Consider the following 23,656-nt stretch of genomic DNA (forward strand, 5'->3'; position numbering starts at 1 on the left):
GCATGATGCGTACCCGTGTTTGATCAGCCAGGGATTGAAATACTTCTTGAGGTTGTATGTTTATTAGATGCATAGTTGCACTATAATGCAACTATGCATCACTTACAATCATATTTTTTTTCACATCAGGATGGGAGAGAGTTTCTTTGCGATAAGTCTATTTCACACTAAAATTTGATTTAGCCACTATTTCTTTACAGCGATACGTGAAATCCAAAAAGTATAAGTTAGTCCACCAAGCGCTACTACTAATAACAATGCTTGAAGACCAAGTCCCTGGATATTGGGATAGATGCCTAACAAATCCAAGCGAGGAAAATTAACTATATCAACAGGTAACTTTCCTGCCTCTTGTAAGGCAGTAACTCCTTTTCCTGTAAATATGATTGCCAATAAGTAGAGCATGCCGGAACTAACCCCAAAGAAAAGTCGCAGCGGGAGTTGTACACCCAATCGAAAAATTGCCCATGCCAACGCAACCAGAAGTAGCGCGCCCACCCCGATTCCAAGCAAAACCATGTTACTCCCTGCAGCGCCTACCTGAGCCCATAATGTTTCATAAAACAGCACTGTTTCAAATACTTCCCGGTAAACAGCAATGAATGATACTACAGCCAACAACCATAACGTACGTCCATTCAAAGCACCGCGAATTTTACTTTCGATAAAATGCTTCCAATGCTGCACGTGTAGTTTGTTCAGCAGCCAGAAGCTTACGTACAATAGAATGGCTGCAGCGAGAAATGCCGTTACGCCTTCCGTTAATTCTCGGCTCGCACCACTAATGTCGATCACGTATGAAGCTACGAACCAAGTCGCAACGCCCAAAAGCAGTGCCCCTACCCAACCCGCATGAATATAAGGCAACGCATCACGCCGACCAGTTTTAGTTAGGAAAGCAATAATAGCTGCAAGTATCAATATGGCTTCCAATCCTTCTCTTAGCAAAATTCCCATGGCACTCGCAAAGCCGACTCCTGGGGAAATAGTCGCGCCTTGTAGACGTTTATCTGCGGTTACCAATAATGTCTGAAGATTATCATGCTCGGTGACTACCAGTTGCGGAAGAGCTTTTTGCATGATTAGATTACGGTATTTGAACATACCAGCTTCAATGGTTGATCTTAGGATTGGATCAACCGCACCTAACCCAGTTTCAGCCAATTCAAACCCTTCAAGGTATGCAGATACAGCGATCTGGTAAGCTTCTTGCGAATGACCACGGCGATAGCTTTCCAGACTCTCACGAAGCTTTTCGGCACTGAATTGGATCGGACTCACTTTACTATTTTCGCTAACGGCTGCTGGATTTTCCCGTAGGTAGGTAAGTATATTAAAATTGTTTTCGTTCTGCGGTTGTATCAATTCACTTGGCGTTACCATGACAACGCTTTTAAGATTAATGAATTTATCTCTACCTATCCCCTGACTCCACAAAGCTTTCCCTTTGCTTCGTTGGGTATCACTAGCAGAAAATTGACTCACATAAAATGCCAATGCCCAACGCTGTTCATCGCTCAGTGATTTAAACGAGGGCATTGCCGTCCCAGCAACACCAAGACTGATGGTATTATAAAACCCAAAAATACTATGCTGATTCTGTCGCTCCGCATCATGAAAATCGAATGGTTTCGGTTGCAAATTTTTAGAAAGTGGCCCATCACCTTTTCCTTGAACGCCATGACATGAAATACAATTCTGCTGGAAAAGCGTTTTACCAATATTTATATCTGGTACGCTTTTTGGGCTAGTCATCACAGCAAAATTCCTAATGATTGCGGATTATACCTCCGATGCAACGTCAGCTACCTTATCGCCACTATCCTTGCTATCAACCAATTCTTTTAAAGCTCCGACTTGGCTCTGAACAACATTTTTTTCCGGAAAATTGGGCAACTTTGCAACTGACTGTATCATTTGTCCGGAAAATTCAATTTGTTCCGCGTATTCCGCCTCATTTACAATCTTTTTCTCTTCTACTATTTTCTTGTAATCAACGCCGATATAGTCAAGCATGTGCACAATGCTTTGCGCCAGATCATCTGCTCGGGCAGCATTGCTTGATAACATACAGACCATCAAAAAAAATACTCTAAATAAATTTCTTGCTCTCATAACTAACCACACTAAATTATAAATGATAATGATTCTCATTATATAGTATGATTCACGTAGTTTGTCAAACAAGCTTACATGTGTCCTAAAAATTATTTACGCATCTCAAAATCAAGTATAAATCTTTCAAATAAATCGTAAATGGCGATTTTAAACATATTACTCAATGAGCGATGCCGGCATTAAGCGACGGTTTAGGTTGATTAAGCAGACTCTCGCCAGTATTCAGCGAAGGACCGTTCATGGCACGTCAGAGACTGACAATACTCATTCGAATCATTACTGGCAGGAAAAAAGGCCCGGTGTAAAACCAGGCCTTTTAACTTTTTCATTTCAGTCTCAGACAGACTTCATTGTTTTTTTATCAGTAGTATCTATGGCAACTGGACAGCAGATTATGTACAGTTGTGCTTTTTTGCAATGAAGCTCGTTATGAAAACCAAGATTTTCCGGCGCTCGTTCATGTTTATAAATTAAAATATGCTATGACAACCACCATACTTTCACCACATTTTAGTACTCCCGATCAACTTATCGATAGCCTGCAAATGAAGGGCTATGTGGTGGTGAGCCCTTCGGTTGTTTCTGAACTGCTGCAATGTGAATTAGCTGAACTGGAAAGAATTAAACCTGACTGGGATTGCCTGCCGATTGATCATTATCTCAAAGATGGTGGCCGTTATCGGCGCCGCAGACATTCCTGTTTTGTGGTGGAGGGGGAGGAAGTAAAACAGACTCCACACCGAGCTCACTGGCAACCGCTGGAATACAACGCATTACATGGTGGTATGAAACGTATGTTTGAACCCATATCGCCTGCCACGTGTAATCAGTTGGTATGGTCGAAACTGCTTCAGGCCATTGGTAACATTTGTTCAAAAATAAAAGGAAAACAGCCTTGGTTTGTAGAAGCGCATCAGTTCCGCATTGATACCACCGATGGTATAGGCCGGCCCACTCCTGAAGGTGCTCACCGAGATGGAGTGGACTTTGTAGCCATCTTGCTCGTTGGGCGCGTGAATGTAAAAGGAGGTGAGAGTCGGATATTTGAGGCGACCAGTTCGAACGGGCTGCGTTTCACCTTAACCAAACCCTGGACGTTACTCTTGCTCGACGACGAGCGCATTGTTCACGAAACTACACCCATTCAGCCTTTGGCAGAAGGTGGGCATAGAGATACTTTGGTGCTTACTTACCGGGCGAACGGTTTTCAGGAATAGTCGTTCGGAAGGTAACACTTATGCAGTGGTCAATTTAATCGGCAAAAATAAGCTAAAGCATGAATTCTATCGCACCTGATCAAACTTCTCGCGCAGATCCTTCAAAACACTGGTTTCGCCACTCACTTTGAAGTAAGCGCCTTCTTCATCTGCACGTTCCTCCAATACTTTACAGTTTGCGTAGATTTCACTGCGAAGTTGCTGCGCCGACCAGGGAAGGAAAAGCTCGTCTTCGATGAGGTCTTGCTGGAAAAAATCAACGATCGCTTTGTGTAGCTTTGCGACATCGTCAGGGCGGCGTGCGCTCATCACGATACATGATGGATACTTCGCACTGAGTGCAGCTTCACATTCAGCTTGCGCTGCGGCGTCTCCGACATAGTCAATTTTGTTAAAGATGCGGATGCGCGGGAGGTCTTGTGCGCCAATCTCGTTTAGCACTTCGTTGGTTACTTCGATCTGGCGTTCAAAGCCCGGATCACTTGCATCGATGACGTGAAGTAAAAGTGATGCATCAAGCGCCTCGTCCAATGTTGATTTGAACGATGCGACGAGCCCGTGCGGCAGGTTTTTGATGAACCCGACCGTGTCGCTTACGAGAATGCGTGGCACACTCTCGGGATGAAGGGCGCGCACTGTGGTGTCGAGGGTTGCAAAGAGTTTATTGGCAACCAGTACTTCACTCCCTGTGAGCGCTCGCATCAATGTGGATTTGCCTGCGTTCGTGTAGCCGACGAGCGCCACAGAAGCGTTGCTCCGGCGCTCTTGCCGTCTGGCGCGCTGTGTCTGTCGTTCGGCGTCCATCGCAACAATCTCTAGCTGTAACTCAGCTATTCGGTCACGAATCTTGCGTCGATCCAGTTCAGTATGTGACTCACCAGCGCCTCGACCTCCTACGCCGCTACGTTGCCGGCCCTGCGGCCCCGCGAGTTTTGCCATCTCGCGCAGACGTGGCGCCATGTAGCCGAGGCGTGCGATCTCTACTTGAGCACGTGCGGCAGGCGATCGGGCGTTGCGATGAAAAATTTCAAGGATAACCATTGTGCGATCCATCACCTCGCAGCCAATTTCCTTTTCCAGATTTCGCGCTTGTGAAGGTGATATCTCGTGGTCGACCAAAATGGCTTCGATGGGCGCTGTGTCAGACTCATCAGCCTCAAGTTCGTCATTCACATACTGATGGATTTCCTGGCGTTTCCCGACCCCCAAGTAGGCTGTTGAGTCGAAGCCTGAGCGTTTTTGCATGAATGTATGCACCACCTCAAATCCCAGTGTTTTTGCCAGTTCGCGTAGTTCTGTCACTGACGCTTCGAATTCTATGTCAGTCACGCTTGGCAGTTGCACGGCCGCCACGACTGCACGTTTGGGTTTCTCTTGGATTTCTTTTCGCATTCGCGGATTACTTCTTTTCGATAAGTGAAATTAGACTGGCATTATCGTCGATAAAGTCACACAGGAGAAGCACGCAATTGTTCTGATAATGTTTACGTATAGCTGATCAATTAAAAGGCCCTGTGTTTCGGGTATTTTACATTGATCGACATTGGTTTTTGGGAGTCTTCATCATTTTTAATGTCATGACTTATTTCTTTTTGTTGACATAATAAAGTGCATGTAAATCAAATGATTGAAAAAATAAAACGACTTGAAATAATCATTGATATATGCGTATTGATGTCTATACTGATTTTTTGATTGGGGAAGCATTTAGTACCTCAGTCTAAAAATCTTAGCGACGAAGTAAGTGATCAACATGGTGCTATAAGTCTTCGGTTTATCCGTGAATCCCAGTTCCGCTTACTTTTCTTGTTTTTCAAAAGGAGGCTTTGATGGATACCATTACTTCTATGACTTCAACCCTTGAACCTTTGGTTGACTTTGACCAGGTTGTGCCATACACGGACAAGGATCATCCGTTGTTCAACGAATTGTACGAAGTGTTGAAGAGGCATGGCGCATTACGCCGATTTGGGATAACACTTTTGCACCAACACTTTCCGATCACAGATGAAGAGATATTGCTCGAAAAAACAAACATCGAAGATCGGATCATGATGATTAGGCCTACGCAGAAAACTGAGTTGAAGGGAAAGAAATACCTCGAAACTTCATGGCGTCTTGATACAGGAACACCTGTGATGGTCTGTGTATGCGTCCCAAAATCCAACGGTGGACACGATCATTTTTGACAGATCAATTAGCAGATTCACGCTTACCAGCCTGAATCTGGCGAGATGAAACCAGCAGGGTTTTCCCCAGCACAGGCTATTCTGAGTCGCTAGCGCCTTCCGCAGATGGCGATGGCCGCTGTATCTCCGGCAGGCGAAAATAACGTTCGCGCAGTGCGGTATCAATCCTGGTAAGTCCTATTTGAAGCTGGTCGATGAATTCGTGCAACCCGGCTTTTGCTAGTGCTTCACTATTGGCTGAGGCTAACATATCCTGAGATGTACGCACAGATACCATCACTGACTCGGGTTGAGGCAAAGCTTGTACGACATCTGCGATTTCCGTCAGGCAGTGATTAATGGTACGCGGGAATCTGAGGTCATGTAATAGCAGGCCGATTACCTGTGTGCTGCTGGCGTGCACGCTGATATGGCGACGATACATCTGGTAAGCCGACAAGGCCTTGAGAATGTTCATCCAGAGTAAATCGTTATACTGTTCACCGGCTGGCGTGTCAGTCGGCAAAATAACTGCATGGCTAACATCCAGAATACGGCTTGTCATGTCAGCACGCTCTATATTGCGCCCCAGTCGCAAAAACTGGTAAGCATCGTCGCTGGACATGGTGCCCGATAGCAGCCCTACGATGCTTTGCCTGCGCCGGATAATACCTTGAAGTACTTCATAACGCTGACGGCGATCCAGTTCACCGGGAAGTGCCTTTTTGGCAAAAAGATAGAGTTCGTTTACCCATTCCCATGACTCCCAAGGTAGTACCTCGCGGAAGGTGCGTGTATTTTCTCGAGCATGAGCGATACAAGTCATGATGGAACTGGGATTCCGTTCATCCTGAATCAAAAAGCGCATGACTGCTGATTCGTTTGCTTCTGGATAATGCTCAAAGAAAAGTTCGTCGAGACCTGCGACTTTGAGTAAAGAGTCCCAACCGAAAGTTGCATCGCCGGGCATGTCCAGTGTCATCAGCGTCACAGCATTAATCAGGCGCGAGGTGTCTTCAGCGCGCTCCATGAAGCGAGTCATCCAGTAGAGTTTTTCTGCAACGCGAGATAGCATCATTGTGCACTCTCCACTACCCAGGTGTCCTTGCTGCCGCCACCCTGAGATGAATTGACCACCAGTGATCCCTTGCGCAGGGCAACACGGGTTAGTCCTCCGGCGGTTGCGTAAAGTTTGTCGGATTGGAGGACAAATGGACGCAGATCAAGATGGCGTGGTTCCAGTCCCTCCTCGCATAATGTTGGTGCGGTGGACAGAGACAAGGTAGGCTGCGCCATGTAGTTGCGTGGATCTGACTTGATCAGTTCGGCGAATCTGGCGCGTTCCTCTGCAGTTGATTGCGGACCGATTAGCATGCCATATCCACCTGACTCGTTGGCAGGCTTGACGACCAGTTTATCCAGGTTGGCCAGGACGTATTCCCGGTCTTTTGGATACATACACAGGTAACTGGGTACATTGGGCAAGATTGCTTCTTCGCCCAGGTAATACTTGATCATTTTTGGCACAAAGGTGTAAACGACTTTATCGTCTGCCACACCGGCACCGGGCGCATTGGCAAGCCCAACGGTGCTTTTTTTCCATGCGCGCATCAGACCTGGTACGCCGAGGCAGGAGTCAGGCCGAAAAGCTTCCGGATCAAGAAAATCGTCGTCGATGCGTCGATAAATGACGTCCACTCGTTGCAGGCCATCTATGGTTTTCATATAGACGCAGTCGTCTTCCTGCACGACCAGGTCAGCACCCTCTACCAGTTCCGCGCCCATTTGTTGCGCAAGATAGCTATGTTCGAAATAAGCAGAATTAAAGATACCTGGTGTTAAAACGGCGATAACCGGCCGTTGTCCGGGACGAGGAGTCAGTGCTGCCAAGGTGTCATAGAGCTGGGCGGTGTAATTGTCCACAGGCTTAATGCGATAGCGGCCGAACGCTTCAGGGAATAACCGTTTCATCAGTTGGCGGTTTTCCAGCATGTAAGACACCCCGGAAGGTACTCGAAGGTTGTCTTCTAGAACGTAGAACTCGCCATCTGAATGTCGCACCAAATCAGTGCCACAAATATGAGCCCACACACCAAAACGGGGCATAGTGCCCACACATTGTGCACGGAAATTTTTTGAGTCCTTCAATACTTCCAGAGGAAAGACGCCGTCCTTAATAATTTTTTGCTCATTGTAAATGTCGCTGATGAACAGGTTGAGTGCACGCAATCGCTGCTTCAAGCCTCGTTCAACACGCTCCCATTCGCGGGCATCTATAATGCGTGGCACTACGTCGAAGGGCCAGGCGCGGTCGATGTTGCCAGCTTCTGTGTAGACCGTAAATGTGATGCCGGAGGTCATGATCGCAGCATTAACAGCGGCAATTCGCCCCGCTAACTCCTGTTCACCAAGGCCTGAGATATATTCACACAGGCCGCGTGCCAGTGGGCGCGGGTGTCCATCCGGGCCGATCAGTTCATCGAAAGCGTCACTTACCTGATAATTATCACAGGCGATTTTCATAATATGTCTCCAGGCCTGTCGTTTTTTGTTGCTTAAGTTATTTAAAGCAAGATATGAGCCAACTCGCGTAGCTGCCCGATCAAGTGTTGCACTGTGCTTCCATTCTTCCCGGATTGTGGCTAGAATCGGTTTAAATATCTATGGAACAATGATGACTTACTGCCTCGCAATTAAAGTAAAAGAAGGATTGGTTTTTGCGTCTGATTCCCGCACTAATGCGGGAGTTGACCATGTAAGTACTTATTCAAAAATGCACAATTTCAGCTGGCCTGGAAAGCGATCTTTCGTGCTGCTTTCTTCTGGCAATCTGGCTACTACCCAGGCAGTGGTAAAGAAAATCAGGACGGATGCTGAGGATGCTACTGTTACCAGCTTGCGTAATGTTTCAAATATGGACGCGGCTGTGAATTATGTGGGTAAGGTTTCCGCGGATATTCAGCGTGCACAGGCAGAACGCGATACGGCAAAATCCAATTTTGAAGCGACATTTTTATTTGGAGGCCAGATTAGCGGGCACGAATCGGGGATATTTCTGATTTACCCTCAGGGTAATTTTATTCACGAGTCTGCGGAACAGCCGTTTTTGCAAGTAGGTGAAACCAAGTATGGCAAGCCGATACTGGACCGCGTCATTCGACCGGATACCCAGCTTGAATTGGCAGGGCGCTGCGCAATAGTGTCGATCAATTCGACAATTCGAAGTAATCTGACGGTGGGTCCGCCAATTGAATTGTTGTTGTATACAAACGATAGTCTGAATGAAGGGCGACACTTGACTCTTGCCGAAAGTGATCCATTTTATCAGACGCTCTCAGATGCATGGAGCGAAGGCTTGCGCCATGCTCTTAACGGATTGCCCCCTTTTGAGTGGGAGCAGCAACTGAAGACGGCACAGGTGGTTCAGGAGACTGGACCTTCGCAAGTAATGGGTTAAGCGAATATGTCGCAAAAAAACTGCTTAATATTGTTTGGAAATCTGCGCTTGAATCTCCAATAGCTCATCTTCCACGCCCGCTGCCGCAGTCAGTTGTGCCACATTATCCTTGGTAAAGAAACCATCGAAATCACCAAAACGTTGCACGTATTCGATGATTAATGAGGAATGCTCTGAAGCGCTGGAAAATATCTGTTTCAATCCCTCTTCCTTTGAGCCGATTACGTCCAGCAAAAATTGTCGTCCTTGCGCCTGGATCTGGTTAACCACATAGTCGATGTTCTCTTTGCCGTGGCTCTCTCCATCCCTTACAGCCAACGCGATGTGATGTAATCGCGGTCCGTAGTTTCTGACGAACGTTTCGGTGGGTGAGGGAAGTCGTTCCAGGTGGTTAACAAAATAAGGGGTGTTGTTTGCCGTAAAAACCTTTGCGGGGCTGCGCATTTCTTCAGGGTAGTGCACATTTTTGGTGACGTTGGTGGAAGAATTTTGATCCTTAATGTCGTAAGAACCCCAATAATAGTAGCTCGATAAAGATAACCATTCGAGGATAGCTACTTCCCGATTCTGGCTATATACACGAGTAGCTAAATGATCAATGGGAAGAATCAGTTCGTGGATTTCCAGTTTTTTCTGAAGCTCCTTTGCTGCCAGGTATACCTCTTGTACATCAGGCCGAATGCTGCTTAAACCCAGGGCATATACCCTGAGTTGATCTTGTGGTCGTTCCACATAGGCGACGATATTGTGGGTGTAGGGTGAGGGTTTGCTGACGGCAAAATTCCCGGGCAGTTCCTGTTTGCGTATGTCATCCTGAGAAAAAAAGCGAAACTCCCGCTCCTTCTGTAGTTCAACCACACTGTGAAGATCACTTACTCTGAGTATTTCACCCATGTACCGGCTGTTCGGCTTGCGCGAGCCTATCGGATAGACTTCATTCAGGCTGCGGAATATGCCGCGTATGTTAGGGTCTTTAACTTCCCGTACGAGCAGGTCAGGTGAATTTGTATCGATGCGCAATACATGGGTCCAGTGTGTTTCACTTTCCAGTGTCACCAGATAATGGTAAGGCGTCATTAACGTCAGTTCGCCGATGTATTCAATGGAGTGACCGGGGTCCACCGTCAGCATCAGTGCGTCTATTTCATGGATCATGTCGGTTAATCCGACACGATCGCGTTCTTCAAGCAAACGTTGCAAATATTCTTCAAAAAATGGCGAATTTTCTTTGTCGCCATGGCGTTCGAATTCAAGTGATCGGGTCATGTGTTTTTACTCCTGTTTAAAATCGAAGCAAGAGCCATACCACGTCCCTTCGTATAAGGTTTTATTGGCCAACACAGAAGACAGGAACGATTCTGTGAACTCGATAGTCCCTATGTTGGTGCATCAACATTACTTTGCGCACCAAACCAAAGCATTTGAATGGCTGTGGTTAGTGCAGGAAACAAGGGGAGCAGACTTAACCAGATTGTTTTATGGGAGACGGTTCTGCTACGAAATAGCGATTATTGATCTGTGTGGTTAGGTCAGCCAACGCCAGTTCTAAATCATCAATAAAAATGTGTAGTGCTTGCTGCTCGAGTTGTGCCAGATCAGCTTTTAATACAGTTTCTTTGATGGCGGCCAGGATCGCAAGTGTTTTATTGTTGTGTGGCAGACGTCGCATGGACTCTTCCACTTCGCATATGCAGTGAAAAAAAGCACGCGGGAATTCGCGGGTCTGCAGGAGAAACTTGAGTACCGCTGGGCGTCCAACTCTTACTTGCATGAGGCGACGATACATCTGGTAGCCTGACAGTGATTTAAGTACACTCATCCACTGAATGTTCTCGAATGGCGTCAGTTCCGCCTTATGAGGGAGAAGGCTTGCAGAGCGGACGTCGATAATGCGAATTGTCATTTCTGCACGCTCAAGATTTCGACCGATGCGAAGAAAATGATAGGCAGTGTCGTGATTCATAGTACCCGCCAGCATGCCTGTAATTTGCTGCGCGCCAGCGATGATATGCTTTAGATAGTCATAACGGGCTCGTTGCGATAGCCCATTTCGCAGATTGGTTTTGGCGTATAGGTGCAAGTCATTGATGGACTCCCAAGTTTCTCGAGGAACCACGTCACGTATAGTACGGACATTTTCGCGGGCGAACCACAGTGAGGATAATATTGAACCTGGGTTATTCATATCGCCGATGAGAAATTTAACGACATTGCGTTCGCTGTCTTCTGAATAGTTCTGGTCGTAGAGTTCTTCGCTGCTGGTAATGGTGATCAATGGGCGCCATCCGGGCGACATGCCTTTCGGGGTATCCAGAACCATATTGGCGTTAACCATGACAATGCGTGCGGAATTCTCGGCGCGTTCAATATAACGCGCCAGCCAGTAAATTGAATCTGCTACTCGCGATAACATACTTTATGTCTCTCCGGTGTCAACGATCCAGGTATCCTTACTGCCGCCACCCTGGGAAGAATTAACCACCAGTGAACCTTTACGCAGTGCTACGCGGGTTAAGCCACCGGCAGTTGTTGTGATCTGATCACCGGACAGGGTAAAAGGTCGCAGGTCCACATGACGCGGTTCCACATGCAGGTCCACCAAAGTTGGCGTGGTTGACAGCGCCAGCGTTGGTTGCGCTATGTAGTTGCGAGGATTGTTTTTAATCAGACGTGCAAACTTTTCGATTTCTTTTTTGGTTGAATGCGGGCCGACAAGCATGCCATATCCACCTGACTCGTTGGCGGGTTTCACCACGAGCTTACTCAGATTAGCGATGACATAATCACGCTCTTCCTTATGCATGCACAGGTAAGTGGGCACATTTTCAATAATCGGGTCTTGGTCCAGATAGTAGCGAATCATCTTGGGCACAAAGGCATACACTACCTTGTCGTCTGCAACGCCTGCACCAGGTGCATTAGCGAGCGCCACTTTACCAGCCCGCCATGCGCGCATCAGACCTGGCACGCCGAGAGTAGAGTCGGACCGAAAAACTTCGGGATCGATAAATTCGTCATCAATACGTCGGTAGATTACGTCAACCTGCTGTAATCCATCGATAGTCTTCATATAAACGCAGTCGTCGTCGCCCACTACCAGGTCGCTGCCCTGCACCAGTTCAGCACCCATTTGCTGTGCCAGATAGGCATGCTCAAAGTAAGCTGAATTATAGATACCGGGAGTGAGCACTACTACTTCAGGGTTTTCTACCTTACGAGGTGAAAGTGAAGTTAGCATGTCAAAAAGTTGAGAAGGGTAATTATCCACGGGAAGAATGTTCTGATTCTCGAACAATTCTGGAAACACCCGTTTCATTACCAAGCGGTTTTCGAGCATGTAGGACACGCCAGACGGTACCCGTAAATTGTCTTCCAGCACATAGACAGTGCCATTTTTGTCGCGTACCAGATCTGAACCGCAGATATGCGCCCAGATATTGAGGGGCGGGTTGACACCGACGCATTCCGGTCGAAAATTCTTGGAGCCTTCAAGTACTTCACGCGGAAACACATTGTCTTTAACGATTCGCTGCTCGTGATAGAGGTCGTCGATAAACATATTGAGTGCTGTTACGCGCTGCTTAAGCCCGGCTTCAATACGATCCCATTCGGATTTTGCAATCACACGGGGAACAATGTCGAATGGCCAGGCACGATCAATCGATCCGCCTTCTTCGCGATAGACGGTAAACGATACACCCATTACGTGGATAGCGAGTTCTGCAGCTGATTTACGTTCTTCAATATCCTTGTCTTTCAAAGAACTCAGATATTTACACAACGTAGCGGCTGCAGGCCGGGCCCGCCCGCCACCTTTTACGAGTTCGTCGTAAAAGTCCTGATTTTGATAGCTTTTCCAACGTATGGTCATAATAATTTATGTTTTGTTGTTATGGGTACCCATCGAATTGAGCGGAATATAGCTTGAGTACGCTTAAACGCAACAAGATGCCAGTTGCTGAGTATTTACGTTTTATCATACTCAACAACGCTGTGTGCGTCTATGGCACACATGCAAACGAAATGAAGTAAATACGACCAGGTAACGACATATTGATCCCAATAAAATCAAGCTGTCGTTTAACGAACTGGAATTTGGTGATAGGGGGTAGAAGAGTTAGAATGGAATGGTTTTGTCTGGCTTGTTCAGGCTCTTTAAATTGCAAGATTGCAGGTTAGAATGACAAGCATACTTTCAGAAAATCACCAGATTGGTCCTGATCAATGGTATTCGACAGCGCCGGATTCCTATGACGAAATGCTTGGTAGCAACGGACAAATTCGCCCCCACTGGGAGTATCTGATCCGCGCACTTCGTACGCTGGGCACAACCGAATTTGAGCGGCGTGGTGCCGAAGCGGCCAAGTTGCTTCGGGAAAATGGTGTTACCTATAACGTTTACAGTGACCCGGCAGGAAAAAGCCGTCCGTGGCAGCTTGATCCAGTACCTTTGCTGGTCTCTAGCGAGGAATGGAGTGGCATTGAATCCGGTTTGATGGAACGTGCAGAGCTGTTGAACTTGATCCTTGCAGATATATATGGACCTCGTGAATTAATCCGAAAAGGGTTGTTGCCACTCGAACTAATATACAACCATGGTGGGTTCCTTCGCGCCTGTGACCAGATTGCATTGCGCGGCAAGCATCAGCTGGTGATTTATGCTGCTGATCTGGCACGCGGGCCAGATGAACGTATGTGGGTGCTGGGTGACCGAACCCAAGCGCCATCCGGTGCTGGTTATGCCCTCGAAAATCGGGTTGCCATGACGCGGGTGTTACCAAGCTTGTTTCGAGATTCCCATGTGCATCGCTTGGCGCTGTTTTTCCAGTCGCTGCGCGCTGGGCTGAGCGCCATAGCATCCCCTGCAGCGGGTACTCCTCGTGTCGTTGTTCTCACTCCCGGCCCATTTAACGAAACCTTCTTCGAACATGCCTATTTAGCTTCCTACCTTGGTTATCCATTGGTCCAAGGTGATGATCTGACTGTGCGCGATGGTTACTTGTGGCTGAAATCGCTGAATGGGCTTCAACGTGTTGACGTGATTTTGCGCCGGGTCGATGATGATTTTTGCGACCCTCTGGAATTACGTGAAGATTCTCGCCTCGGTGTGCCGGGCCTGCTGGAGGTGGTGCGTAGCGGCAATGTGGCCATAGCTAACCCGCTTGGCAGTGGGGTTCTTGAAAACCCCGGCCTGCTTGCATTTCTGCCAGGTATTGCTGAACACTTTCTGGGACGTCGGCTACGGTTGCCTTCTGCAGCCACTTGGTGGTGTGGTCAGCCGAAAGAGATGGATTTTGTGTTGGCAAATCTCCACAAGTTGGTGATTAAGCCTACCTATAGAAGTCCTGGTATGCGACCAGTATTTGGTAACCTTCTTAGCCAGCAGGAAGTTGCTGAATGGCGTGACCGTATTCGTGCACATCCGGCGTTTTACGTCGGGCAGGAGCAGGAGGGCTTTTCTACAATGCCATCTCTTGTTGCAGGTTCACTTGAGCCCCGTCATGCGGTATTACGCAGTTTTCTTGTAGCGCGTGCAGACGGCTATGTGGTGATGCCAGGCGGGTTGACTCGCAGTGCGCCTCACAAGGACGAAATGCTGGTTTTCAATCAGGCTGGCAGTATCAGTAAGGATACTTGGGTACTGGCATCAGAGCCGGAGTTGGCTATTGATCTGGTGGTGAAACCAACACCGGACCAAGTGGCAGCCAGTCAGAGCGGCGCGTTGCCAAGCCGTGCAGCAGATAATCTATTTTGGGTGGGACGTTATGCCGAGCGTGCCGAAGGCACGATCCGTCTGCTGCGATCTACAATCAAAAAGCTAAATGGCGATCCTGATCATAGTGTTAAAGAATACACGGAGAGCCTGCATTGCCTGCTGCGCAGCATTACGCAACTGACTGGAACCCAGCCTGGATTTCTGGGAGAAGATGCGCAGGCACTGTTGAATGACCCGGAAGCGGAATTGCTGTCTGTAGCTCTGGATGATACGCGTATAGGAAGCCTTGCTAATACGCTACGCTGTTTGGTGCAAACCGGCTATGCCGTGCGCGACTTGTGGTCTTCGGATACTTGGCGTGTCATGGATGATCTGGAAGAGTATTTGCTTAACATCAAACAGATGGTCAATCCAACACTGTGGCAGGTTCAGGATGTCCTGGATCAGTTGGTCACTTCACTGGCTGCATTTAGCGGTATGGTGATGGAAAATATGACCCGCGGTAGTGGTTGGTTGTTTTTAGATATGGGACGTCGTATGGAGCGGGGGGTAGTGCTGCTTTCTCTGCTTCGGACTACATTGGCCCAGGAACGTGCAATGGCTGTGGAAATCATGCTGATTGAGGCCTTGCTGGAAACTAACGATAATCTGATTTATTACCGCCAGCATTATCGTAACAATATGGAACTCCATGCGTTACTTGAATTGTTATTGCTGGACGAGAGCAATCCGCGTTCGCTGACATACCAGACCGGCCGCTTGGTGGAACATGTAGCCAAGCTGCCCCGCGAAAAATCCGGTGGACGGTTAAGTTTGGAGCAAAGGCTTGCGCTTGAAGCATCAACAGCATTGCGCCTGGTCGAGATGGACGAGTTGACAGCTGTTACCGATAGCGGTGCCCGTCAAAATCTGGATCAGTTGCTTTCCCGTCTCAATTATCTGCTGGGAGCACTGTCTGAGGCCGTGACTGCGGCCTATTTCCGCCACGAAAGCGCGCCTCAGTCGCTTACCCCGCTGAGGAAGAAGTAATATATGCATTACAGAGTCATTCATAAAACTGAGTACGAATATAGCGAAGCCGTAGGGGTGTCTTTCAGCGAGGCCCGTTTGTTGCCGCGTACCACTGCGAATCAGAACTGCAGAAATTCACAGTTGCAGGTTTTTCCAGTACCGACTGATTATCGAGAGCGCGTAGATTTTTTTGGTAACCGTGCCGTGTATTTTTCTATTCGTGAGCCCCATCAGCAGTTTGTTGTAACGGCGACAAGTGAAGTACACATAGATCCTCAGGAGGCGCAATTAAATTTCTCTCAAGGATTGGATTGGGAAAGCGTGCGCCTGATGCTACGTCAGAAACGAGACGAGCAGACTTTAGATGCACTGCAATACACGCTGGATTCCCCGTTTGTGTCAGCAAGTCCTGAACTGGCAGCATACGCTCAGATATCGTTCCCGCGAGGCCGGTCTTTGCTGGAAGCTGTGAACGACCTGATGGGACGCATTCACAAAGACTTTACCTACGATCCGGAATTCACCACCCTTGCTACACCGCTATCGACGGTGCTAGAGCACCGGCGGGGTGTTTGTCAGGACTTTGCCCATCTTGCTATCGGCTGCTTGCGTGCGCATGGTCTTGCTGCACGCTACGTCAGCGGTTATATCGAGACATTTCCTCCTCCTGGCAAGGAAAAACTGGTTGGTTCCGATGCTTCTCATGCCTGGTTTTCGGTATTCGTTCCAGAACTGGGTTGGATGGATTTTGATCCTACTAATAATCAAATTCCTGTTGATCAGCACATTGTTGTCGGTTGGGGGCGCGATTACGGCGATGTCAACCCGCTTAAGGGGGTGATTTTCGGCGGTGGTGAGCACAAACTTGAGGTGTCGGTGGATGTGCGTAATCTTGGCGGTTGATGCCAGAATGCATGCAATCACTCATGCGCCAAGATTTTCAAATGGACAATACTAGTATTTCAGTGATTCAGGCAAGCAAGTTGACCTGGACATTCACCCGCATAATCGGCATTGCGGCACCTAACCCTATGAAACTGCCAGAGACGGGTGGTATTGCTTCCGGGTCACGTGCAACCGCAACCGCAATATGCTGGTTTCCAGTTACTACACCAGCAGTAGGATCAAACCCTTTCCATCCCGTTCCTGGCAAATAGATCTCCGCCCAGGCATGGGTGGTAGCATTACCTGCCTCTGTCGCAGGCGCATGTAAATACCCGCTGACAAAACGACTGGCCAGACCAAGGCATCGACACGCCTCAATGAAAAGCGTTGCGTAATCGCGGCAGGACCCGCTACGTTGCGCTATGGTCTGTGCGGGGGGTTGGACACCAGGCTCTTCTCTCACTTGATAGCTGAACTGGTTGCAAATCGCCTGATTCAACTTCACCAGCAAGCCAAATGTCTCCATGCCGTAAAGTCCAAACTGAAGTAGCCAGTTATTTATTATTTGTTGATCATTAAAGAAAACCAGTCGCTGAAAAGCGGCCAGATCAATTTGCTCACCCACTGCATACATGAAGGGATAATTTACCGCATAATCTTCAACAAGGAAGTCAAAAGGGGCTTGCTCGAAATGCTGGATCACGACCTCACTGGCAATGACCAGTTTGTCCGAGCGTGCTGCGAAGTTAACAACCGCCAGGGAATTATCAAATACATCACGATGCCACTTGATATTGTGCGCTGGCGTGATTTCCAGTTTGGAAGACTCAATACGCACATCATGCCCTTCACGCGGACGCAGCAATAGCCTATGCTGGTTGAGCGTTACTTGAGAAGGAAAAAGATATTCCGTCTGATGTTTTATACGCAGTCTTTGCATCTTCAGGTCCTGTTTAATCCGGTGCTGAATCCAGCATCTCAGCGTGTACCGACATTTCACGCGGGAACAATGCTGGGCCAAACTGATTGAATATGGCCACGTCGGCAGCATCACGTCCGTAAGCTACGGTGACGCGTCCACCTATGGGATAAGGCTGGGTTGCATCAAAAACATACCAGCGACCACCCACATAGGCTTCAAACCAGGCGTGAAAATCCATAGGCACAAGTTTATGCAGATAACCAACAACCATGCGTGCGGGGATGCACATTCCGCGGCATAACGCGATGCCCAGGTGAGCCAGATCACGGCACACGCCTTCGCGCTGCTGATTGACTTCTACTGCCGAAAGCTGAAAGTGGGTGGATTCCGAATTGAAACGAATATTCGTACGTATCCACGCAACAATGGCAGCCACTTGATCATAGCCTGGCAGTGCGCCAGCGACTATTTCCTGACCCAGGTCTATAAATCTTTCCGATTCACAATAGCGCGAGGGCAAGAGATAAGTAAGAACCTCGTCAGGCAAGTTCTGCACATCCTCGAAAGGCGCGCCCGGACTAACGTTGATGCTATCAGCAGTCAAGATGTCTGCAGATGTCCGAATTGAGAACTCGCCCGGCGGTGCAACTAACCGCTGGCAAAGGTTCCCGTAATTGTCCGTATATTCAACAGCAAGCACACTAGGCTTGATCGTATACGACTCGCGCGCAACCCATTGATTTAATCCGCTTCGAGGACGAAGCATAAGGATAAAAGGCGTATCAATGCTCACATCAAAGGTAATGTTACATCCAGTACGAAGCCACACCGCTATTTTCCTCTTGTTTGTCTGCGTTCACCATTTGTCTCGCTGATGTCAGAGAGTGGCTGCAATCAGTCTAAAATGGTCCTGGAATTTCCCCAACTACGCGTCATCATTAGCGACAGGGGTAGCTTAACTCATTTGGTTTTATACACGTAGTATCACTCGCGCGGGCGCCATCTCAGATCCAGGGTGTGAGGATAGTCTTTGTTGATCTCTTCCAGTGGTAATTTTTTGGCCGTATCTGAAGCGGTTTCATCCCCTGGAGTGTGCCCGTGATTCCAGAAACGACTGACGCGACGGGCTTCAGCCTCAAAGGAGTTAACCGGAAATACATCGTAATTTCGGCCGCCCGGATGGGTTACGTGATAAGTACAGCCGCCGATTGATCGACCATTCCAGCTGTCGATGATATCAAACACCAAAGGAGCCTGCACACCAATGGTCGGGTGTAAGGCTGAAGGTGGCGCCCACGCACGGTAGCGCACGCCAGCAACCATTTCGCCCTGTGTGCCGGTACTGCGTAAAGGCACGCGGCGGCCATTGCACGTGACGATGTAGCGGGAGCCAGTCATACCACTCACCTTGACTTGCAATCTTTCTACTGATGAATCGACGTAACGCGCGGTGCCGGTGCTGCTGACTTCTTCACCCAATACATGCCAAGGCTCAATCGCCATGCGCAGTTCGAGCTGAATGTCTTGCACGGTGATGGTGCCGTAATGCGGGAATCGGAATTCCATGAAGGGTTCAAACCAATCCAGCTGTAATGGGTAGCCTGCAGTTTGCAAATCTCGTACTACGTCCCGCATATCAGAGCGTACATAGTGAGGTAGCATGAACCGGTCGTGTAGCGAGGTTCCCCAACGTACCAGCTCGTGCTGATAAGGGGTCTTCCAGAACCAGGCTACAAGGGAACGCAGTAACAGCATTTGCACCAGGCTCATGTGAGCATGGGGCGGCATCTCGAAGGCACGCAGTTCGACTATCCCAAGGCGTCCGGTTTCACTGTCTGGTGAATAGAGTTTGTCTATGCAGAATTCGGTACGATGGGTATTGCCGGTAACGTCGATGAGCAGATGGCGCAGCAGGCGATCTACCAGCCAGGGGGCGGGTGTTTCACCCTCTGGCATTTGCTGGAAAGCAATGTCCAGTTCATAAAGATTTTCATGACGTGCTTCATCTACCCGGGGAGCCTGACTCGTGGGGCCGATAAACAGTCCTGAAAACAGGTATGACAGTGCAGGGTGGTGCTGCCAATAGGTCACCAGACTGCGCAGCAGGTCCGGGCGACGCAGCGCGGGGCTGTCAGCGGGAGTGGCGCCACCGATGGTGACATGATTGCCACCACCAGTGCCACTATGGCGGCCATCCAGCATGAATTTCTCGGTACCTAATCGAGTTTGATGTGCCAGTTCATAGAGCGTGGTGGTGTTGCGAACCAGTTCGTCCCAACTTGCTGCTGGATGAATATTGACCTCGATCACTCCGGGGTCAGGCGTGACTGGTAAGCGGACCAGACGTAAATCACGCGGCGGCTGGTAGCCTTCCAATACGACGGGGATAGAGAGGGCCGCAGCAGTAGCTTCAATTGAGGCCACAACATCCAGATAGTGTTCGAGTTCGGTTGTGGGTGGCAGAAATACATGTACACGTCCATCGCGATGTTCCACACACAGTGCAGTATGGGGGATCCATTCTTTTTCTTCAGGTTTATCGCCTTCGTCAGCTATTTCCTGATCAAGAATTTCCGGGTGCAGGTTTTCTTCTTTCTCAAGTTTACTGTAGCGTCGTGCAACTTCGCCTGCAACGTCGCCGAGTGGGTTAACTGACTCAAACAGGCTGCGCTCGTGCTCATCATCACGATCCTTCAGTTCTACCCATGGAAGCGAGCCCAGGGGCAGGCGCAAGCCCATGGCAGAGTCGCCAGGTACCAGGAACATTTCATCCCGCCGAAATACCCATGGGCTGCTTGCCCAAGCGTTTATTTTGCGATCCCAATGCAGGGGCAGGGCATAACCCACTGGCGCACCTAAATCTCCGGTTAGCACCTTGGTCAGGCGTTTTCTTTCCAATGAGTCTTTCAGGTTGGTTTTAAGTGGATCAAGGTTTTCGGGTAACAGACCTTCCTGCAGCAGGTAATAAAGGGGATCTTCATACCCTTCTCTGATGTGGGTTGCAGTTACGCCCAGCCGTTGAGCCAGTTGTTTCACAAATTGATCAGCATGTGCGAGTGAAAAGCCGTAGTCTTTGTTTACGTCAGCCAGCAGATCCGGGTTTTGCCAAACCGGTACACCGTCCTTACGCCAGAAACAGGCAAGTTGCCAACGCGGAAGCGGTTCCCCTGGATACCATTTGCCTTGGCCGTAATAGAGCATTCCGCCAGGGCCAAAAGCGTCGCGCAAACGTCCCATCAGTTCCACAGCGAGCTTGCGCTTATCCAGACCATCCGCATCTGTGTTCCATTGAGCTGACTCCATGTCGTCAATAGAGACAAAAGTCGGCTCACCACCCATGGTCAGCCGCACATCACCCTGCTCCAGTTCTTTATCGACTGTATGTCCTAGCGCTTCAATAGCGCTCCATTGCGCTTCACTGTATGGCTTGGTGACGCGAGGGTCTTCGTGGATGCGCTGTACGCTGTTATGGAAGCGGAACTCCACATTGCTGACACCTTGGTAGCCACCGGTAACCGGCGCTGCGCTAATCGGGTCAGCCGTGCATGCTAAAGGGATGTGACCCTCTCCGGCAAATAAACCGGATGTGGGGTCGAGGCCGATCCAGCCAGCTCCCGGCACATATAGTTCAGCCCAGGCGTGTAAATCGGTGAAGTCCTTTTCTGGGCCTGATGGTCCGTCCAGCGATTTGATGTCGGCAGTCAATTGAACCAGATATCCAGATACGAAGCGCGCGGCCAGCCCCAGATGGCGCAAAACTTGAACCAATAGCCATCCAGAATCACGACACGAACCCAGTGCCTTGGATAAGGTCTCTTCGCAGGTCTGTACGCCAGTTTCAAGTCGGACAGTATAATTGACGTGTTTATATAGTCGGGTGTTTAATGTAACCAGAAAATCCACGATCGCTGTTGGCGAACGGTCCACCCCAATTAGGAAATCCGTTAGCAAAGGGCCTTGTTCCTTGATTTCCAGATAAGGCCCCAGTTCTTTAAGAAGTTGGGCATCGTAGGTGAAAGGAAACGTCTCGGCATATTCCTCAACAAAAAAATCAAAAGGATTGATCACCGTCATATCGGCAACCAGATCAACCTCAATAGACAATTCACGTGTCTTTTCGGGAAATACCACCCGCGCCAGATAATTGCCGAAAGGATCTTGCTGCCAATTAATAAAATGGTTTTCTGGTTTGATGCGGAGAGAATAGGACTCAATAGGCGTGCGTGAGTGGACCGCAGGCCTTAACCGAAACACGTGCGGAATGAGCTGCACGGGTTGGTCATACCGGTATTGGGTCTTATGATTAAGCGCTACACGTATGGTCATTACTTTTTCCCAGTAGATGGCTGTACTTTATTGTTTAGCACAGGCGGCAAAAAATCTCGCCGCTAACGGTACATTAATTGATAATAATAATGCCAGAAGATAAATTTATTGATTGTCAGAGGGTTGCTGCTTTGTGCAGTACGGCAGTATTAATAGTACCATACACTTTATTTTTGATAGATCTGACGCTTATTTTCCGTCCCGCAAAGTTGTTGTTTTTGTCATAATGGAATAGAGAGTTTGTTATCGATTAACATCAACTTTTAATCGGGATCCGGGTTTAAATCGAATTACACGCTTAGGTGGTACATTTATCCTCTGACCTGTTTTAGGGTTGCGTGAAACTCTGGATTTTCGGGTATGTAAATTGAAACTGCCAAAGCCTCTTACTTCTATTCTTTTGCCTCCTGATAAGGCTGCAATCATAGCTTGAAGCAAAATTTTGGTAGCTTCTTCTACTTCACTTTTCCTGTTTACGCCAGATTTTCGGGCAATTCGCAGGAACAATTCAGAACGATTCATATATTTTCCCCGATGTATAAACGCTAAGTCAGATTCAGTTGAGCCTGATGATTACTGGTAAAAACGTCATATCCATCACCCTAAAATAGCAGGCTGGAATACAAACGAATTCACATTGGTTATTTACAAAGCAAATGTTGTTCCAGATGTTCTGTGTTGCTCGAAATTAATTTGTCCTGAAAAAAAGGGCACCCGCAGGCGCCCTGAAAAACCACCGGAGAGAGAAAGGTGGAGGAGGAGTAAGTAATGCCACGAATTTGATATGCAGTTAAAAAACCGACACATCACTTCCGCACTTATACATAAGCAATCGCCGTGCCAGTTTGTGTTTATTTCCCCGAAATCATTTACTCATCAGCTTTTATAGATAATTGTTTGATTTTTTCTAGTCAGGATTATTGGTTTGTTGATGCATGAAATTTGTGCACAAATTCTGTTCGATGCACCAAAAAAGTACTAAAGCTTATTAGAGGCACTTGAAAAAACTAATCGCTGAGGGGGCGTTTTTGAAAATAATAATTGGCTGGTTCCTACTGTGCAAGGCCATCTTCGAAGCGATTTTTAGCTACAAATGGTTCGCTCATATACTTTGAAATCACGGCCATTTCTCTCCATGTTTCCAATATGAAGAAAGCCTGCTGACTCGTATAACTTCTGGGCGGAATTCATGGAAAGCTGTGTCCACAAAATGATCTTCGAATAACCTGAGCAAGTTGCGCTTTCCACAGCTGCTTCGACAAGCTTCCGACCTAGTCCTTGCCGCTGATATTCTTGCTTCACGCCTAACAAATGTAATTCTGCTTCATTTTTCCCTGCCATACGTAGGTATGCTGAATCAGGGGGCACAACAATAACCATGCCAGCTAATTTGGAAAATTGCTTTTCGTGAGCGCAGATTAAAATTCCCCGTTTTCTTACCTCAGAGGGCTCAAATAATGCAACTGCCTCAACAGGCTTCGTGAATCCACCCGAGACGTAGACCTGTGTGAGTAGCTCCAATATTTCGATATCAGCTATATTCATCAGGTCTGCTGTAAAAATTTCAAATTGAAGTAGCGGTGTCTCCATAGACCTTCTTTTACTTAAAGGTTGAGCTCAGGCGTGGGAGGGGAGTGGGCGCGCCTGGCTGGTTTGATATTCGGCTATATTCGCACATACCTCGGCACCTTAACTTTCAATAGTTTTATCAGGTCTGGGTCCAAGTACTCATAATTATCTGGGGTCTTAGGAAGTTAAGCACGTTTTAAAGTGTGCTAACTTCCTAAGATGATTAATAAAAATAGATATTATTGCCGTTCTCGAATCAGCGAAGCT

18 protein-coding genes are annotated in these 23,656 nt (G+C 48.2%); 5 read left to right on the forward strand and 13 right to left on the reverse strand.

Going from position 1 to position 23,656, the window contains the following annotated elements; all coding sequences use genetic code 11:
* Positions 1 to 186: 186 nt before the first annotated feature.
* Both EDC63_RS17595 and EDC63_RS17600 read right to left on the reverse strand, forming a co-directional pair.
* Entirely contained in the window at positions 187 to 1,755 is a 1,569-nt protein-coding gene (locus EDC63_RS17595) for a cytochrome c/FTR1 family iron permease (RefSeq protein ID WP_124944991.1), read from the reverse strand.
* Positions 1,756 to 1,782: 27 nt separating this feature from the next.
* Positions 1,783 to 2,154 (reverse strand): hypothetical protein, encoded by a 372-nt coding sequence (locus EDC63_RS17600; RefSeq protein WP_124944990.1) that lies wholly within the window; start codon positions 2,152 to 2,154, stop codon positions 1,783 to 1,785.
* A 446-nt stretch (positions 2,155 to 2,600) separates the two neighbouring features.
* On the opposite strand from EDC63_RS17600, the gene EDC63_RS17605 reads away from it, so the two are divergent.
* Positions 2,601 to 3,335 carry a 2OG-Fe dioxygenase family protein gene (locus EDC63_RS17605; RefSeq protein WP_124944989.1) on the forward strand — a complete coding sequence of 245 codons (735 nt, stop codon included), beginning with the start codon at positions 2,601 to 2,603 and terminating at the stop codon, positions 3,333 to 3,335.
* Positions 3,336 to 3,401: 66 nt separating this feature from the next.
* On the opposite strand, the gene hflX is transcribed toward EDC63_RS17605, so the two are convergent.
* A complete protein-coding gene (hflX, locus tag EDC63_RS17610; protein WP_124944988.1) occupies positions 3,402 to 4,727 on the reverse strand; it encodes a GTPase HflX in 1,326 nt (441 codons plus the stop codon).
* A 437-nt stretch (positions 4,728 to 5,164) separates the two neighbouring features.
* Here hflX and EDC63_RS17615 point away from each other — a divergent pair, with 437 nt between their 5' ends.
* Positions 5,165 to 5,524: a hypothetical protein gene (locus tag EDC63_RS17615; protein WP_124944987.1), complete on the forward strand. Its 360-nt coding sequence runs from the start codon at positions 5,165 to 5,167 to the stop codon at positions 5,522 to 5,524.
* 76 nt (positions 5,525 to 5,600) lie between these two features.
* On the opposite strand, the gene EDC63_RS17620 is transcribed toward EDC63_RS17615, so the two are convergent.
* Both EDC63_RS17620 and EDC63_RS17625 read right to left on the reverse strand, forming a co-directional pair.
* Positions 5,601 to 6,581, reverse strand: coding sequence for an alpha-E domain-containing protein (locus tag EDC63_RS17620; RefSeq protein ID WP_124944986.1), 981 nt, complete (start codon positions 6,579 to 6,581; stop codon positions 5,601 to 5,603).
* Positions 6,578 to 8,026 (reverse strand): circularly permuted type 2 ATP-grasp protein, encoded by a 1,449-nt coding sequence (locus EDC63_RS17625; protein ID WP_124944985.1) that lies wholly within the window; start codon positions 8,024 to 8,026, stop codon positions 6,578 to 6,580. The genes EDC63_RS17620 and EDC63_RS17625 overlap by 4 nt, the downstream gene beginning before the upstream one ends.
* A gap of 151 nt (positions 8,027 to 8,177) precedes the next feature.
* Here EDC63_RS17625 and EDC63_RS17630 point away from each other — a divergent pair, with 151 nt between their 5' ends.
* A complete protein-coding gene (locus EDC63_RS17630) occupies positions 8,178 to 8,960 on the forward strand; it encodes a peptidase (RefSeq protein WP_124944984.1) in 783 nt (260 codons plus the stop codon).
* Positions 8,961 to 8,984: 24 nt separating this feature from the next.
* Here the strand turns inward: EDC63_RS17630 and EDC63_RS17635 are convergent, their stop codons facing one another.
* From EDC63_RS17635 to EDC63_RS17645, 3 genes are all read right to left on the reverse strand, one after another.
* Complete coding sequence (locus tag EDC63_RS17635; protein WP_124944983.1) at positions 8,985 to 10,226, reverse strand: hypothetical protein; 1,242 nt, start codon at positions 10,224 to 10,226, stop codon at positions 8,985 to 8,987.
* 196 nt (positions 10,227 to 10,422) lie between these two features.
* Positions 10,423 to 11,373, reverse strand: a complete 951-nt coding sequence (locus tag EDC63_RS17640) for an alpha-E domain-containing protein (protein WP_124944982.1) — start codon at positions 11,371 to 11,373, stop codon at positions 10,423 to 10,425.
* 3 nt (positions 11,374 to 11,376) lie between these two features.
* The gene (locus EDC63_RS17645; RefSeq protein WP_124944981.1) at positions 11,377 to 12,831 is read right to left on the reverse strand and encodes a circularly permuted type 2 ATP-grasp protein; all 1,455 of its coding nucleotides are present in this window, start codon (positions 12,829 to 12,831) and stop codon (positions 11,377 to 11,379) included.
* A gap of 309 nt (positions 12,832 to 13,140) precedes the next feature.
* Between EDC63_RS17645 and EDC63_RS17650 the strand changes: the two genes are divergently transcribed.
* Together EDC63_RS17650 and EDC63_RS17655 are read left to right on the forward strand one after the other, a co-directional pair.
* Positions 13,141 to 15,705 carry a circularly permuted type 2 ATP-grasp protein gene (locus tag EDC63_RS17650; protein WP_124944980.1) on the forward strand — a complete coding sequence of 855 codons (2,565 nt, stop codon included), beginning with the start codon at positions 13,141 to 13,143 and terminating at the stop codon, positions 15,703 to 15,705.
* Between the two features lie 3 nt (positions 15,706 to 15,708).
* Positions 15,709 to 16,590, forward strand: a complete 882-nt coding sequence (locus tag EDC63_RS17655) for a transglutaminase family protein (RefSeq protein ID WP_124944979.1) — start codon at positions 15,709 to 15,711, stop codon at positions 16,588 to 16,590.
* 67 nt (positions 16,591 to 16,657) lie between these two features.
* Here EDC63_RS17655 and EDC63_RS17660 read toward each other — a convergent pair whose 3' ends face one another.
* The 5 genes from EDC63_RS17660 to EDC63_RS17680 all read right to left on the reverse strand — a co-directional run bounded on the left by EDC63_RS17660 (position 16,658) and on the right by EDC63_RS17680 (position 23,365).
* Entirely contained in the window at positions 16,658 to 17,512 is an 855-nt protein-coding gene (locus EDC63_RS17660) for a transglutaminase family protein (RefSeq protein WP_124944978.1), read from the reverse strand.
* Between the two features lie 13 nt (positions 17,513 to 17,525).
* On the reverse strand, positions 17,526 to 18,323 hold the full coding sequence (locus tag EDC63_RS17665) for a transglutaminase domain-containing protein (RefSeq protein WP_124944977.1): 798 nt from the start codon (positions 18,321 to 18,323) through the stop codon (positions 17,526 to 17,528).
* Positions 18,324 to 18,478: 155 nt separating this feature from the next.
* Positions 18,479 to 21,820 carry a transglutaminase family protein gene (locus tag EDC63_RS17670; protein ID WP_124944976.1) on the reverse strand — a complete coding sequence of 1,114 codons (3,342 nt, stop codon included), beginning with the start codon at positions 21,818 to 21,820 and terminating at the stop codon, positions 18,479 to 18,481.
* 243 nt (positions 21,821 to 22,063) lie between these two features.
* Complete coding sequence (locus EDC63_RS17675) at positions 22,064 to 22,360, reverse strand: HU family DNA-binding protein (RefSeq protein ID WP_223248150.1); 297 nt, start codon at positions 22,358 to 22,360, stop codon at positions 22,064 to 22,066.
* Positions 22,361 to 22,903: 543 nt separating this feature from the next.
* On the reverse strand, positions 22,904 to 23,365 hold the full coding sequence (locus tag EDC63_RS17680; RefSeq protein ID WP_165923036.1) for a GNAT family N-acetyltransferase: 462 nt from the start codon (positions 23,363 to 23,365) through the stop codon (positions 22,904 to 22,906).
* Positions 23,366 to 23,656 lie beyond the last annotated feature (291 nt).

It is taken from the genome of Sulfurirhabdus autotrophica (assembly GCF_004346685.1).
Classification (GTDB): domain Bacteria; phylum Pseudomonadota; class Gammaproteobacteria; order Burkholderiales; family SMCO01; genus Sulfurirhabdus; species Sulfurirhabdus autotrophica.